Genomic DNA, 15,291 nt, shown 5'->3' with positions numbered 1-15,291 from the left:
CGAACGATCAAACAAGCGTTTCATCGGCTTGATGGCCATTTGATTACTTTGTCAGTGCGTTCTTCTGTGCAATCAGTACAATCGGCGCATTTGGCCCCGCTGAGAACGGAAGCAGTACGGCGGGGTGGTCACGAGAATTCCCATGCTCATCGGTAGTTATTCCTTCACGCTGGTTTTCATTTCGCTGTGTGTGGCGATCCTTGCGTCTTACACCGCGCTCGACCTCACCGGGCGCATCGCCACCGCCAAGGGGCGCGCCGTGCATTTATGGACGGCCGGCGGCGCCTTTGCCATGGGGGTTGGCGTCTGGTCGATGCACTTCATCGGCATGCTGGCTTTCAAACTGCCGATCAGCCTGGGCTATGACATTCCGATCACCGCGCTTTCGCTGTTGATCGCGGTGCTGTCCTGCGGCTTTGCCTTGTGGCTGGTCAGCCAGCCGAAACTGCCGGCCTGGCAACTGGCCTTCGGTGCCTTGATCATGGGCGCCGGCATCAGCGCCATGCACTACACCGGCATGGCCGCCATGCGCATGCAGCCGGGCATCGATTACGACCAGACCCTGTTTGGCGCTTCGCTGTTGATCGCGGTTGGCGCTTCGGCGGCGGCGTTGTGGATTGCCTTCCGCCTGCGTCAGCAATCGCCTTACGTGCGCCTGTTCCGTGCCGGCGCTGCCATCGTCATGGGGATCGCGATTGTCGGCATGCACTACACCGGCATGGCGGCGGCGCGTTTTCCTGAGGGCAGTTTCTGCGGTGCGGCGCTCAGCGGTCTGAACGGCAATGGCCTGGACAACCTGGTGCTGATCACCACGCTGGCGGTGCTGACCATTGCGCTGCTGACCTCGATTCTCGATGCCCGCCTCGAAGCGCGAACCGCCGATCTGGCCCATTCACTGACCGTGGCCAACCGCGAACTCACCCAATTGGCCCTGCACGACACGTTGACCGGCCTGCCGAACCGCATGTTGCTGGACGACCGGATCAATCAGGCGATGAAAAAGGTCAACGAGCAGGGCGGCTGTTTTGCGCTGATGTTCATCGATCTGGACGGCTTCAAACCGGTCAACGACGCGTTCGGTCACCACATGGGCGATCAGTTGCTGCGTGAAGTGGCGGTGCGTCTGCGCGAAGATCTGCGCAGCCTCGACACCCTGGCGCGAATCGGCGGCGATGAATTCGTGCTGCTGGTGCGTTTGAGCGAGCCTGACGATGCGCTGGGTCTGGCGGCGCGTCAGGTCGGCTTGATCGCGCAGTCATTCCGGGTCGCCGAGCATGAGCTGCAGATTTCTGCCAGCGTCGGCATCGCGGTATATCCGGGCAACGGCCAGAACGCCCAGGAACTGCTAATGAACGCCGACGCGGCGATGTACCACGCCAAGGGCGGCGGCAAGAACGGCTACAGCTTCTTCGACGCCTCGATGAACAGCAACGCCCGCAAGCAACTGCAACTGTTGCAGGACCTGCGCGCGGCGCTCGAACACAATCAGTTCAGCCTGCATTACCAGCCCAAGTTCCATGCCGCCGATGGTCACCCGGTCGGTGCCGAGGCGCTGCTGCGCTGGGAGCACCCGCTCCACGGCATGCTGATGCCGGACAAGTTCATCGATCTGGCGGAGAAAACCGGGCTGATCATTCCGATCGGCGAATGGGTGCTCAACGAAGCCTGCCGGCAGATGCGCGAATGGTACGTGCTGGGTTACACCGACTGGCGCATCGCGGTGAACCTCTCGGCCTTGCAGTTCTGTCACACCGGACTGGTGCGCAGCGTGGCCAAGGCGTTGGCCACGCACCACTTGCCGGCCAACAGCCTGACTCTGGAAATAACCGAAACTACCGCCATGAGCGACGCCGACGCGAGCATGACGGTGCTGCAGGAACTGTCCGACATGGGCGTCGACCTGTCCATCGACGACTTCGGCACCGGTTATTCGAGCCTGATGTACCTCAAGCGCCTGCCGGCCAACGAGCTTAAGATCGATCGCGGTTTCGTCCGTGATCTGGAACACGACAGCGATGACGCGGCGATTGTCTCGGCGATTGTTGCGTTGGGTCAGGCACTGGGCCTGCGTATTGTGGCCGAAGGTGTGGAGACCGGCGTGCAGCAGGACTTCCTGACGCAACTGGGCTGTGATTCGCTGCAAGGTTACCTGCTGGGCCATCCGATGCCGGCCGAGCGCTTCCTGCAGGATATCGAGCGCGGCAAACAATTGGCGGCAAGCTGAACGGCTGACGCAGGCCATGCAAAACCCCGCAATGACGGTTATTCTTGCCCCGACTGTTACGTGTGCATTGGGGGGAAGGCCAGCATGGATAAAGTCATTGTGATCACCGGCGGCGGGCGCGGAATCGGGGCCGCCACGGCGCTGTTGGCTGCCGAGCAAGGCTATCGGATCTGCATCAATTATCAGTCTGACGAACAGGCGGCCCATCACGTACTCGATCAGGTACGCGAGCGCGGCGCCACCGCCATTGCCGTTCGCGCCGACGTCAGCATCGAAGACGAAGTGATCGGCCTGTTTCACCGGGTCGACACCGAGCTGGGCCGGGTCACCGCACTGGTGAACAACGCCGGCACTGTCGGGCACAAATCGCGGGTCGACGAAATGTCCGAATTCCGCATCCTCAAAATAATGAAAACCAACGTCCTGGCGCCGATCCTCTGCGCCAAGCACGCGATCCTGCGCATGTCGCCCAAACACGGCGGGCAGGGCGGCAGCATCGTCAACGTGTCTTCGGTTGCCGCGCGTCTGGGCTCGCCGAACGAGTACGTCGACTACGCGGCATCCAAGGGCGCTCTCGACACGTTCACCATCGGTCTGTCCAAGGAAGTGGCAGGCGAGGGGATTCGGGTCAATGCGGTGCGTCCGGGCTACATCTACACCGATTTTCACGCCCTGAGCGGCGATCCGGACCGGGTCAGCAAGCTGGAGTCGGCGATTCCGATGGCCCGTGGCGGGAGACCGGATGAGGTGGCGGAGGCGATTGTGTGGTTGTTGTCGGACAAGGCTTCGTATGCGACCGGGACGTTTGTCGATCTTGGCGGCGGACGTTAGTGAAGGATCGTTCCCACGCGTTGCGTGGGAACGATCGCATCAGAACGACCGCACAATCCGCCCCAACGTCTCCATCGCCTTTTCCGAAGCCTCGGTCCACGGGCTACCGTAGTTCAACCGGATGCAATTCCTGAAGCGCTGGGTCGGCGAGAAGATCGGCCCCGGCGCAATGCTGATGCCCTGCGCCAGTGCCATCTGAAACAACTTCAACGAATCCATCTGCGGTGGCAGTTCCAGCCACAGGAAATAGCCGCCGGCCGGTTGGCTCACGCGGGTCTGCGCCGGAAAGTAGCGGGCGATGGCCGCAAGCATCGCGCTTTGCTGTTCTTCGAGGGCGTAGCGCAATTTGCGCAGGTGACGGTCGTAGCCGCCGTGTTGCAGGTAATCGGCAATGGCCGCCTGGGCCGGCATCGAGGCGCACAGTGAGGTCATCAGTTTCAGGCGTTCGATCTTCTGCGCGTAGCGTCCGGCGGCGACCCAGCCGATGCGGTAGCCGGGGGCCAGGCTTTTGGCGAACGAGCCGCAGTGCATCACCAGACCTTCGGTGTCGAAGGCCTTGGCCGGTTTTGGCGCCTGCTGGCCGTAATAGAGCTCGGCGTAGACGTCGTCCTCGATCAGCGGCACCTGATGCCGTTTCAGCAGTTCCACCAGTTCCTGTTTCTTGGGCTCGGGCATGGTCGCGCCCATCGGGTTCTGGAAACTGGTCATGCACCAGCAGGCCTTGATCGGATGGCGCTCCAGGGTCTGGGCGAGTACGCCGAGATCGATGCCGTCTCGCGGGTGTACGGGGATTTCCACGGCTTTGAGTTTCAGCCGTTCCAGCACTTGCAGGCTGGCGTAGAACGCCGGGGCCTCGATGGCCACCAGGTCGCCGGGTTCGGTCACCGCTTGCAGGCACAGGTTCAGCGCTTCGAGGGCGCCGTTGGTGATCAGCAGTTCTTCCATCGGCAGCATCAGCCCGCCGACCATGTAGCGCAGGGCGATCTGCCGGCGTAGTTGCGGGTTGCCCGGCGACATGTCGGTGACCACCATGCGCGGGTCCATTTCCCGGGCGGCACTGGCCAGCGAACGTGACAGGCGTTGCAGCGGGAACAGTTCCGGACTGGGGAATGCAGAGCCGAACGGCACGGTGCTCGGATCCTTGATTGATTCCAGCACCGAGAACACCAGTTCGCTGACGTCGACCTTGGTGGATTCGTTGACCTGGCTGCTGATCACCGGCTCCGAGAACGGGCTCGGGGCGTGGGTGTTGACGAAGTAACCTGAGCGCGGCCGGGCGCGGATCAGGCCGCGACGTTCCAGCAGGTAATAGGCCTGGAACACCGTGGACGGGCTGACGCCGTAGGTCTGGCTCGCGTAGCGCACCGACGGCACCCGCTGACCGGGGCCGAGGACGCCGGAGCGGATCAGTTCAGCGATGTCGTCGGCGAATTTTTCGTAGCGTTTCATCGGGGGCCTTGGTGCGTGGTGTTGGGTGTTTGTGTGGTGGGTCAGTGACATCAGCCCCTCACCCTAGCCCTCTCCCAAAGGGAGATGGGACTGATTGCGGGATGCTTCAGGGTTACGCGGACCTGAACCTACTGCTGTGAATCCATAATCGACTCGGTTTTTCAGGTCGCTGATTATCGAAATACACCTCGGTCGGTTCCCTCTCCCACTGGGAGAGGGCTAGGGTGAGGGGGATCGCACTGACACTCCGCACCCCCCGAAACCGCCGCCATCTTAAAGCCTCAGCGATTCATCGGCGCAACAAACCGGCTCTTCGCCACGCTATAAATCTCTGGCTCATCGCTGTCGGCAATCTTGAAGCTCAAGGTCTGCGAGCTGCTGGCCGGGCGTTCTGTGGTCATGGCCACCGACACCGGCACATCGACGATCTCGCCCGGGGCCAGGCTCAGTTCGGTCTTGCCCTGCAGCTGGAAGCCGTCGCCGTCCACCAGGGTCAGGTTGTAGTCCTGGCGCTGCTGGGTCTTGTTGATGACTTTAAGCGTGTAGATATTTTCGATCTGGCCCTGACCGTTTTCACGGAACAGGCCACGGTCCTTGGTCACGTCCAGCGACACCATTGGCCGCTCGACCAGGGCCAGGGCGAGAGCGCCGATCATCACCACCAGCACCGCGACGTAACCAATCAGCCTCGGACGTAACAGATGCGTCTTGCCACCCTGCAATTCGCGCTCGGAGGTGTAGCGGATCAGGCCTCGCGCATAGTTCATCTTGTCCATGATCGAGTCGCAGGCGTCGATGCACGCCGCGCAGCCGATGCATTCCATTTGCAGACCATCGCGGATGTCGATACCGGTCGGGCAGACCTGCACGCACAACTGGCAGTCGATGCAATCGCCGAGGCCGGCTTCGGCCGGTTTCACCTCGCGTTTGCGTGGGCCACGGTTTTCGCCACGGGCTGCGTCGTAGGAAATCGCCAGCGTGTCCTTGTCGAACATCACGCTCTGGAACCGCGCATACGGGCACATGTGCATGCACACCGCTTCGCGCAGCCAGCCGGCGTTGATGTAGGTGGCGGCGGTGAAGAACAGCACCCAGAACAGGCTGACACCGCCGATCTGCAAGGTCAGCAGCTCTTCGGCCAGCGGGCGGATCGGGGTGAAGTAGCCGACGAAGGTCAGGCCGGTCAGCACGCTGATTGCCAGCCACAACGTGTGCTTGGCCGCACGCCGGGCCAGTTTGTTCAGGCTCCACGGGGCCGCTTGCAGTTTTATCCGCTGGTTGCGTTCACCTTCGGTGATCTTCTCGCACCACATGAAGATCCACGTCCACGAGCTCTGCGGGCAGGTGTAGCCACACCAGACCCGGCCGGCGAACACGGTAATGGCGAACAGGCCGAACGCGGCGATGATCAGCAGCGCCGACAGCAGAATGAAATCCTGCGGCCAGAAGGTCGCGCCAAAGATGTGGAACTTGCTTTCGGAAAGATCCCACAGCACCGCCTGACGCCCGCCCCAGTTCAGCCACACGGTGCCGAAAAACAGCAGGAACAGAAATCCCGCGCCGCTCATGCGCAAGGTGCGGAACAGGCCGGTGAAGCTGCGGGTGAAAATCTGGTTGTCGCTGGTGGCGTGTTTCGCCTTCATTGGGCGCGCCGGTACTTTTTTTATCTGGGGAGATGCTTCTACGGTTCGGACGGGGATTCGTTCGCTCATGGTCGTTCGCTCATCAGCCTCCATCAGGCCAGTGAACTATGAGCGCCGATCTGTTTGCATAACAGACTCAGGTATTTCAATAAAAAGCGTATCAGATGACTTTTGCAGCCAAGCCTGCGACAACTTGAAGCAGCCCGCAGGCCAAGGCGCAGATGCCTATCCCAGACGTCTGCACCGGTTGTTGATCGAGGTCAGTCAAATCACCGAATCACTGTCGTCGGCCTTCAGATGTTTGCGTCCGTCCCGGGCGCCTGCGACGGTCAGTGCATCAGCTTCGGTTTCGGTAACGTAGATGCGCCGTCCTTCCACTTCGACGAACGACATGGCTTTTTCGCTATCTGTTCTGACTTCCAGCGTGTCGCAGATCCGGATTTCCTCACCATTTTCAACGGTGAAAAAACAGACTTTCGATTCCGGATTGCTTTCATCGATACGAAGAGGCATGGGGTTGTCCTTTTTCACAGGGGATCTGAACCGTTAGGGCTTGCGCTGCGCCGATCGTTCTACGCAACCGATTAATGGTCGGCGCTGTCCACCCTTTATCGCCCCTTCACAAGGACTGCACGATGAACGCCTGGTGGCATGAAGTGTGGGAAACCCTGCAAGCGGAATTCGCCGACATCGGCGATGCATCGCAGCTGACGCGGATCACCGTGCGCCTGCTGATGGCCGCGATATTGGGCGGGATTCTCGGGTTCGAGCGCGAACACAAGGGCAAGGCCGCCGGGGTGCGAACGCACATGCTGGTGGCCCTCGGCGCGGCCTTGTTTGTGCTGGTGCCGCAGTTGTCGGGATCCCAGGCCGACGCGATGAGCCGGGTGGTGCAAGGGGTGATTGCCGGGATCGGTTTTCTCGGCGCCGGCACCATCCTCAAGAATCACGAAGGCGACGAAGGCCATGTCAAGGGCCTGACTACCGCCGCCGGTTTATGGATGACCGCCGCCATCGGCGTCGCGGCCGGACTGGGCCGCGAGGCGACGGCGGTGCTCAGTACATTGCTGGCACTGGGGGTTTTCAGCGTGATGCCGCATATCGTAAGGATCTTCGAGAAAGATCACGACCAACCCCACTGATCAGACAATCACCGGCGGCATGGTCGACGGTGGCTCTTCCTTGGGCGGCGGCGTGGTGCCCGGTGGCTCCTGTTCCGGGATCGGTTGCGGCTCGGTTTCGGGCAGCACCGGTTTGTCGATGTTCGGATCGGGCGTTTCAGCAGGGATCGGAATCGTCATCAGATGAACCTCCGTGTGGCACATGGCGTGAGAAGTGCTTAAGTGGGTTGACCACTTCTGCGCGAAATCGATCCGATTTTGTGGCGGGGCAAATCCCTGTGAACTTTTGTCGCCGAGGTTCGCTCGGAACCTGAGAGCGTTCATGGTCGGGCACAGGTCTGGCCGTGAGTATCGAACAGGCAAACGAGCGTCCTTGGGGCGTTAAGGAGAGATGCTCAATGACTGCTGAAAAACCCTCCGAACAGAGCTACAACCCGCACATCCCGCTGTCGCAGGCGTTGCTGCTGCCGCGCATTGTCATTGAAAACACCCGGCCGACCCTCGATGGCGGGCAGTTTGCCGTCAAGGCTGTGGTCGGGCGCGAGATCGTGGTTACCAGCAAAATCTTCGCCGACGGTCACGACAAACTGGCGGTGCGCATACGCTGGCGCGAGGAAGGCGAGGAAGTCTGGCAAAGCGAAGTCATGAGCGATCAGGGCAACAACGGCTGGGAAGGCCGGTTCCGGCCCCAGCGCATGGGCCGCTATCTGTACCTGATCGAAGCCTGGATCGACCAGTTCGCCAGTTTTCAGTACGAACTGGAGAAGAAGCACCTGGCCGCCGTCCCCGTCAGCCTTGAGCTGCAGGAAGGCCGCACGATGGTGCAACAAGCGGCCGAACGCAGCGAGGGCCAGCTCAGCGAACGGCTGGCGGCGTTGCACCACGAATTGTCCGGCCTGCTCGAAACCGAGCAGGTCGCGCTGTTTCTGCACCCGCAAAGTGCGCAGCTGATGGCCGAGGCCGATCACCGCCCGTATCTGAGCATCAGCCCGGAATTTCCGCTGGATGTTGAGCGGGAACTGGCCGAGTTCGCCAGTTGGTACGAGCTGTTTCCCCGCTCGATCACCGACGATCCCGCCCGCCACGGCACGTTCAACGATGTGCACTCGCGCCTGCCGATGATTCAGGACATGGGCTTCGACGTGCTGTATTTCACGCCGATTCATCCGATCGGCCGCAGCCATCGCAAGGGCCGCAACAATTCCCTGACGGCTGGTCCGGACGATCCTGGCAGTCCTTACGCGATTGGCAGCGAAGAGGGCGGCCACGAAGCGATTCACTCGCAGCTCGGCACCCGCGAGGATTTTCGTCGACTGGTGGCGGCGGCCGCTGACCATGGGCTGGAAATCGCCCTCGATTTCGCCATCCAGTGTTCTCAGGATCACCCATGGCTCAAACAGCACCCGGGCTGGTTCAACTGGCGGCCGGACGGCACGATCAAATACGCGGAGAACCCGCCGAAGAAATATCAGGACATCGTCAACGTCGACTTCTATGCGCCGGAAGCGATTCCGAGCCTGTGGGTCGAACTGCGTGACATCGTCGTCGGCTGGGTCGAGGAGGGCGTGAAGATCTTCCGCGTCGACAATCCGCACACCAAACCGCTGCCGTTCTGGCAATGGCTGATTGCCGATGTGCGCACGTTGCACCCGGAGGTGATCTTCCTCGCCGAGGCGTTCACTACTCCGGCGATGATGGCGCGGCTGGGCAAGGTCGGTTACACCCAGAGCTACACCTATTTCACCTGGCGCAACACCAAGGCTGAACTGGCGAGTTACTTCAGCGAACTCAATGAATCGCCCTGGCGCGAGTGCTACCGGCCGAATTTCTTCGTCAACACGCCGGACATCAACCCGGCATTCCTGCACCAATCGGGGCGCCCGGGATTTCTCATCCGTGCGGCGCTGGCGACCATGGGCTCGGGCCTGTGGGGCATGTATTCGGGGTTCGAACTGTGCGAATCGGCGCCGGTGCCGGGCAAGGAGGAATACCTCGATTCCGAGAAGTACGAGATCCGCGTCCGCGACTTCAACCAGCCCGGCAACATCATCGCCGAGATCGCCCAGCTCAATCGCATCCGCCGGCAGAACCCGGCGCTGCACAGTCATCTGGGCCTGAAGATCTACAACGCCTGGAACGACAACATTCTGTACTTCGGCAAGCGCAGCGCCGATGGCAGCAATTTCATTCTGGTGGCCGTCAGCCTCGATCCGCATCACCCGCAGGAAGCGAATTTCGAACTGCCGCTGTGGGAAATGGGTCTGCCGGACGACGCCACCACCCACGGCGAGGACCTGATGAACGGCCATCGCTGGGACTGGCACGGCAAGTACCAGTTCATGCGGATCGACCCGGCTTATCAGCCGTTCGGGATCTGGCGGATCACCGCTGCCTGATACGGGCCGACGCATTCATGCATTGAACAGGAGTTTCACATGGCGAAGAAACCCAAGTCAGCCACCTTCATCAAGGACCCGCTCTGGTACAAGGACGCGGTGATCTATCAGGTTCACGTCAAATCCTTTTTCGATTCCAACAACGACGGGATCGGCGATTTTCCCGGCCTGATCGCCAAGCTCGATTACATCGCCGAACTGGGCGTCAACACCATCTGGCTGTTGCCGTTCTACCCGTCGCCACGCCGTGACGACGGTTATGACATTGCCGATTACCGTGGCGTACACAGCGATTACGGGACCATGGCCGACGCCAAGCGCTTCATCGCCGAGGCGCACAAACGGGGTTTGCGGGTCATTACCGAGCTGGTCATCAACCACACTTCGGATCAGCACCCGTGGTTCCAGCGGGCGCGCAAGGCCAAGCCCGGTTCGGCGGCCCGCGACTTCTATGTGTGGTCGGATGACGACCAGAAATACGACGGCACGCGGATCATTTTCCTCGACACCGAAAAGTCCAACTGGACCTGGGACCCGGTGGCCGGCCAGTACTTCTGGCACCGTTTCTATTCGCACCAGCCGGACCTGAATTTCGACAACCCGCAAGTCATGAAAGCCGTGCTGTCGGTGATGCGCTACTGGCTGGACATGGGCATCGACGGCCTGCGGCTGGACGCCATTCCGTACCTGATCGAGCGCGACGGCACCAACAACGAAAACCTCCCGGAAACCCACGACGTCCTCAAGCAGATCCGCGCCGAAATCGACGCCAACTACCCGGACCGCATGTTGCTGGCCGAAGCCAATCAGTGGCCGGAAGACACTCAGTTGTACTTCGGCGATACCGACGCCGAGGGCGTCAATGGCGATGAATGCCACATGGCGTTCCACTTCCCGCTGATGCCGCGCATGTACATGGCGCTGGCCCAGGAAGATCGCTTCCCGATCACCGATATCCTGCGGCAGACCCCGGAGATCCCGGCCAATTGCCAATGGGCGATCTTCCTGCGCAACCACGATGAACTGACGCTGGAAATGGTCACCGACAAGGAGCGCGATTACCTCTGGAACTACTACGCCGCCGACCGCCGTGCGCGGATCAACCTCGGCATCCGCCGGCGTCTGGCGCCGCTGATGGAGCGCGACCGCCGGCGTATCGAACTGCTCAACAGCCTGTTGCTGTCGATGCCCGGTACGCCGACCCTGTATTACGGCGATGAGATCGGCATGGGCGACAACATCTACCTCGGTGACCGCGATGGCGTGCGCACGCCGATGCAATGGTCTATCGACCGCAACGGCGGTTTCTCCCGGGCCGATCCGGCCAGTCTGGTACTGCCGCCGATCATGGACCCGCAGTACGGCTTTCAGTCGGTCAACGTCGAAACCCAGGCCGGCGATCCGCATTCGTTGTTGAACTGGACTCGTCGCCTGCTGACGGTGCGCAAGCAATCCAAGGCGTTCGGTCGCGGCACCTTGAAAATGCTGTCGCCGGCCAATCGCCGCGTGCTGGCCTACACCCGCGAATACACCGGGCCGGACGGCAAGCACGAAATCATCCTGTGCGTGGCCAACGTTTCGCGCAGCGCCCAGGCGGTGGAGCTGGACCTGTCGGCCTACGTCGGCATGGTGCCGGTGGAGATGCTCGGCGGTAATGCATTTCCGCCCATCGGCCAGCTCAACTTTCTGCTGACCCTCGCGCCCTACGGCTTCTACTGGTTCGGCCTCGCGGCGGAAAACCAGATGCCGAGCTGGCACGTCGAGCCGGCGCAGAGCCTGCCGGACTTCACCACGCTGGTGCTGAAAAAACGCATGGAGGAACTGCTCGAAGCGCCATCACGGGCCACCCTAGAACAGGCGATCCTGCCGAGCTGGCTGCAGAACCGCCGTTGGTTCGCCGGCAAGGACGCGGCCATCGAGCACGTCCGGCTGGCCTACGGTGTGCGTTTCGGCGACGCGCAGCATCCGGTGTTGCTCAGCGAGATCGAAGTCAGCAGCGGCGGGCAGGCCAGCCGTTACCAACTGCCGTTCGGGTTTATCTCGGAAGATCAGGTCGGGCCCGCGTTGCCGCAGCAACTGGCGTTGTCCCGTGTGCGTCGGGTCCGTCAGGTCGGTCTGATCACCGATGCATTCAGCCTTGAAGCGTTTATTCGGGCGGTTTTACAAGGCATGCAAAGCGGCACGGTGCTGGACTCCAGCGATGGCGAAATCCGTTTCGAAGCTACGCCGCAGCTCGACAAACTTGGCCTTGGTGCCGAATCCGAAGTGCGCTACCTGTCCGCCGAGCAATCCAACAGTTCGGTGGTGATCGGCAACAGTCTGGTGCTTAAGCTGATCCGTAAAGTCGCTTCTGGCGTACACCCCGAACTGGAGATGAGCGCTTACCTCACCGCTGCCGGATTTGCCAATATTTCTCCGCTGCTGGGTTCGGTGATTCGCCGCGACGGGCAGGGCGAGGACAACCTGCTGATGATTGCCCAGGGCTATCTGAGCAATCAGGGCGACGCCTGGGAATGGACGCAGAACAACCTCGAACGGGCCTTGCGCGATGAACTGGCGGACGCCGTGTCCGAACAGTCGCAGCACTATAACGCCCTCGGCGAGTTGAAGGATTTTGCCGGCATGCTCGGGCAGCGTCTGGGGGAAATGCATCAGGTACTGGCGGCGCCCACCGACAACCCGGACTTCGCGCCACAGGTCAGTTCGGCCAAGGATGCGCAGGCCACCGGCAAGGACGTGGGCGCTCAGGTCGAGCACGCTTTGAAGCTGCTCAAACAGCATCAAAGCGAACTCGATGCGGCGGATCAGAAGCTTGTGAGTCGTTTGCTCGACCACAAGAAAACCATCCTCGCCCATGTGCAGGAACTGGCGAAGAAATCCGCCGGCGGCTTGCGCATTCGGGTGCACGGCGACCTGCATCTGGGGCAGGTACTGGTGATCAAGGGCGATGCGTACCTGATCGATTTCGAAGGCGAACCGGCGCGGCCACTGTCCGAGCGTCGTGGCAAGCACAGCCCGTACAAGGATGTCAGCGGTGTGCTGCGTTCCTTCGATTACGCGGCTGCGATGACCATCAACGTGCACAACGTCGATAACAGTCCCGAAGCCGAAGCGGCGCGTCGACGGGTGGCTGAACGCTATTTGCGTGAAGCCCGCGAGGCATTTGTCGAGGCATATCAGCGAGCGGCAGCTAGTCTTGATCATGCCTGGCAGGATCCTGAAGGTGCCGACGCCGCACTGGCGTTGTTCGGTCTGGAGAAAGCGGCCTACGAAGTGGCCTATGAAGCCGAAAATCGCCCCACCTGGCTGCCCGTGCCGTTGCACGGTCTGTATGGGTTATTGACGGGGCTGGAACCCTTTTCCGATCTTGGTGGAGAGTAGTCATGAGTTTCTCGAACAAGGAACAGGGTCAGGTTAAAGAGCGTTTGCTGCCCGGGGCCAGGGACATCGATGCCCTGGTGCGCGCAGAACATCAGGACCCGTTTTCCATTCTCGGGCCCCACGGCGATGGTGCCGGCGGGCAGTTCATCCGGGCGTATCTGCCCGGCGCATTGAGTGTCACGGTGCTGGACAAGGACAGCGGCGAAGAGCGTGGCCCGCTGGAGGCGACCGAGACGCCGGGGCTGTTCGTCGGGCATTTCGAATCGGCGCGGCCTTATCTGTTGCGTACGCGTTGGGCCGGTGGCGAACAGGTCGCGGAAGATCCCTACAGCTTTGGCCAGTTGCTCGGTGAAATGGATCTGTATCTGTTCGCCGAAGGCAATCACCGCGACCTCAGCAGCTGCCTCGGTGCGCAACTGAAAACCGTGGATGGCGTCGACGGCGTGCGTTTTGCCGTGTGGGCGCCGAATGCCCGGCGGGTGTCGGTGGTCGGCGATTTCAACGTCTGGGACGGGCGTCGGCATCCGATGCGGCTGCGCCATCCGTCCGGGGTCTGGGAACTGTTCATTCCGCGCCTGCAGGCGGGGGATCTGTACAAATACGAAATCCTTGGCGCCCACGGCATCCTGCCGCTCAAGGCAGACCCGATGGCCCTGGCCACCAGCCTGCCGCCGGACACCGCGTCGAAAGTCGCTTCGCCGTTGCAGATCGACTGGCAGGATCAGGACTGGATGAGCAGCCGTCGCGAGCGTCAGCAGCACAATGCGCCGCTGTCGATCTATGAATTGCACGCCGGGTCCTGGCAATGCGAACTCGATGACCTCGGCGAAGTGGCCCGCCAGTACACCTGGCCGGAACTGGCCGAGCGGCTGATTCCCTATGTGAAGGAACTGGGTTTCACCCACATCGAACTGATGCCGATCATGGAGCACCCGTTCGGCGGTTCCTGGGGTTACCAGTTGCTGTCGCAGTTCGCCCCGAGCGCGCGTTACGGCACGCCGGATGAATTCGCGGCGTTCATCAACGCCTGCCATCAGGCCGATATCGGGGTGATTCTTGACTGGGTGCCGGCGCATTTTCCGACCGATACCCACGGCCTGGCGCAGTTCGACGGCACCGCGTTGTACGAGTACGGCAACCCGCTGGAAGGCTTCCATCAGGACTGGGACACGCTGATCTACAACCTGGGCCGCACCGAAGTGCACGGCTACATGCTCGCCTCGGCACTGCACTGGCTGAAGCATTTCCACGTCGACGGGCTGCGGGTCGATGCGGTGGCGTCGATGCTCTATCGCGACTATTCACGCAAGGCCGGCGAGTGGGTGCCCAATCGCCATGGCGGACGGGAGAATCTGGAAGCCATCGACTTCCTTCGCCACCTGAACGATGTGGTGGCGCTGGAGGCTCCGGGCGCGCTGGTGATCGCCGAGGAATCCACGGCCTGGCCGGGCGTCAGTCAAAGCACCCAGCAGGGTGGCCTCGGCTTTGCCTACAAATGGAACATGGGCTGGATGCACGATTCGTTGCATTACATCCAGCAGGATCCGGTGTACCGCGCCCATCATCACAACGAGTTGAGTTTCGGTCTGGTGTACGCCTGGTCCGAGCGCTTCATCCTGCCGATCTCCCACGACGAAGTGGTTCACGGCAAGCACTCGCTGATCGACAAGATGCCCGGCGACCGCTGGCAGAAGTTCGCCAACCTGCGGGCCTATCTGAGCTTCATGTGGACCCATCCCGGCAAGAAGCTGCTGTTCATGGGTTGCGAGTTCGGCCAGTGGCGCGAGTGGAATCACGATCAGCAACTGGACTGGTATCTGCTGCAGTATTCCGAACACAAAGGTGTGCAGAAACTGGTTGGCGATCTGAATCGGTTGTACCGCGAAGAGCCGGCGCTGCACGAGCAGGACGATGCGCCGCAAGGGTTCCAGTGGTTGATCGGTGACGATGCGATCAACAGCGTTTATGCGTGGCTGCGCTGGAGCAAGGAGGGGACGCCGGTGCTGGTGGTGGCCAATTTCACACCGGTGCCGCGTCAGTCGTACCGGGTGGGCGTGCCGTTTGCCGGGCGCTGGAAGGAACTGCTCAACAGTGATGCCGACACCTATGCCGGTTCCAACTATGGCAATGGCGGCGGGGCGTTTACCGAGGATGTACCCAGCCACGGTCAGGCGTTGTCGCTGGAGCTGAATCTGCCGCCGCTTGCGGTGCTGATCCTCAAGCCCGAGGGTTGAGGATGAACCTGC

Annotated in this window: 10 protein-coding genes; 6 read left to right on the top strand and 4 right to left on the bottom strand. The window is 61.5% G+C overall.

Features of this window, described 5'->3' with window-relative positions:
- The first annotated feature begins 142 nt into the window (after positions 1 to 142).
- Positions 143 to 2,224 (top strand): putative bifunctional diguanylate cyclase/phosphodiesterase, encoded by a 2,082-nt coding sequence (locus ACKLNA_RS06280; RefSeq protein ID WP_408985264.1) that lies wholly within the window; start codon positions 143 to 145, stop codon positions 2,222 to 2,224.
- A gap of 84 nt (positions 2,225 to 2,308) precedes the next feature.
- Positions 2,309 to 3,055 (top strand): SDR family oxidoreductase, encoded by a 747-nt coding sequence (locus tag ACKLNA_RS06275; protein ID WP_085708225.1) that lies wholly within the window; start codon positions 2,309 to 2,311, stop codon positions 3,053 to 3,055.
- Between the two features lie 39 nt (positions 3,056 to 3,094).
- Here the strand turns inward: ACKLNA_RS06275 and mapR are convergent, their stop codons facing one another.
- The 3 genes from mapR to ACKLNA_RS06260 all read right to left on the bottom strand — a co-directional run bounded on the left by mapR (position 3,095) and on the right by ACKLNA_RS06260 (position 6,660).
- Entirely contained in the window at positions 3,095 to 4,504 is a 1,410-nt protein-coding gene (gene mapR / locus ACKLNA_RS06270; protein WP_408985263.1) for a GntR family transcriptional regulator MpaR, read from the bottom strand.
- 281 nt (positions 4,505 to 4,785) lie between these two features.
- On the bottom strand, positions 4,786 to 6,216 hold the full coding sequence (gene ccoG / locus ACKLNA_RS06265) for a cytochrome c oxidase accessory protein CcoG (RefSeq protein ID WP_192553455.1): 1,431 nt from the start codon (positions 6,214 to 6,216) through the stop codon (positions 4,786 to 4,788).
- 195 nt (positions 6,217 to 6,411) lie between these two features.
- Positions 6,412 to 6,660, bottom strand: a complete 249-nt coding sequence (locus ACKLNA_RS06260) for a DUF3203 family protein (RefSeq protein ID WP_408985262.1) — start codon at positions 6,658 to 6,660, stop codon at positions 6,412 to 6,414.
- 122 nt (positions 6,661 to 6,782) lie between these two features.
- Between ACKLNA_RS06260 and ACKLNA_RS06255 the strand changes: the two genes are divergently transcribed.
- Entirely contained in the window at positions 6,783 to 7,289 is a 507-nt protein-coding gene (locus ACKLNA_RS06255) for an MgtC/SapB family protein (RefSeq protein ID WP_115077809.1), read from the top strand.
- Here the strand turns inward: ACKLNA_RS06255 and ACKLNA_RS06250 are convergent, their stop codons facing one another.
- The gene (locus tag ACKLNA_RS06250) at positions 7,290 to 7,448 is read right to left on the bottom strand and encodes a hypothetical protein (RefSeq protein ID WP_167443771.1); all 159 of its coding nucleotides are present in this window, start codon (positions 7,446 to 7,448) and stop codon (positions 7,290 to 7,292) included.
- Between the two features lie 218 nt (positions 7,449 to 7,666).
- Here ACKLNA_RS06250 and ACKLNA_RS06245 point away from each other — a divergent pair, with 218 nt between their 5' ends.
- Genes ACKLNA_RS06245 through glgB form a run of 3 tightly spaced genes read left to right on the top strand, consistent with a single transcriptional unit; the run spans position 7,667 to position 15,279 of the window.
- Positions 7,667 to 9,664: an alpha-1,4-glucan--maltose-1-phosphate maltosyltransferase gene (locus tag ACKLNA_RS06245; RefSeq protein ID WP_408985261.1), complete on the top strand. Its 1,998-nt coding sequence runs from the start codon at positions 7,667 to 7,669 to the stop codon at positions 9,662 to 9,664.
- Between the two features lie 39 nt (positions 9,665 to 9,703).
- On the top strand, positions 9,704 to 13,045 hold the full coding sequence (gene treS / locus ACKLNA_RS06240; protein WP_408985260.1) for a maltose alpha-D-glucosyltransferase: 3,342 nt from the start codon (positions 9,704 to 9,706) through the stop codon (positions 13,043 to 13,045).
- A gap of 2 nt (positions 13,046 to 13,047) precedes the next feature.
- Positions 13,048 to 15,279, top strand: a complete 2,232-nt coding sequence (gene glgB / locus ACKLNA_RS06235; RefSeq protein WP_408985259.1) for a 1,4-alpha-glucan branching protein GlgB — start codon at positions 13,048 to 13,050, stop codon at positions 15,277 to 15,279.
- Positions 15,280 to 15,291 lie beyond the last annotated feature (12 nt).

Origin of the sequence: Pseudomonas sp. UV AK001, assembly GCF_046097675.1 — a bacterium.
GTDB lineage: Bacteria > Pseudomonadota > Gammaproteobacteria > Pseudomonadales > Pseudomonadaceae > Aquipseudomonas > Aquipseudomonas kribbensis.
This window is presented reverse-complemented; position numbering and strand designations above follow the sequence as displayed.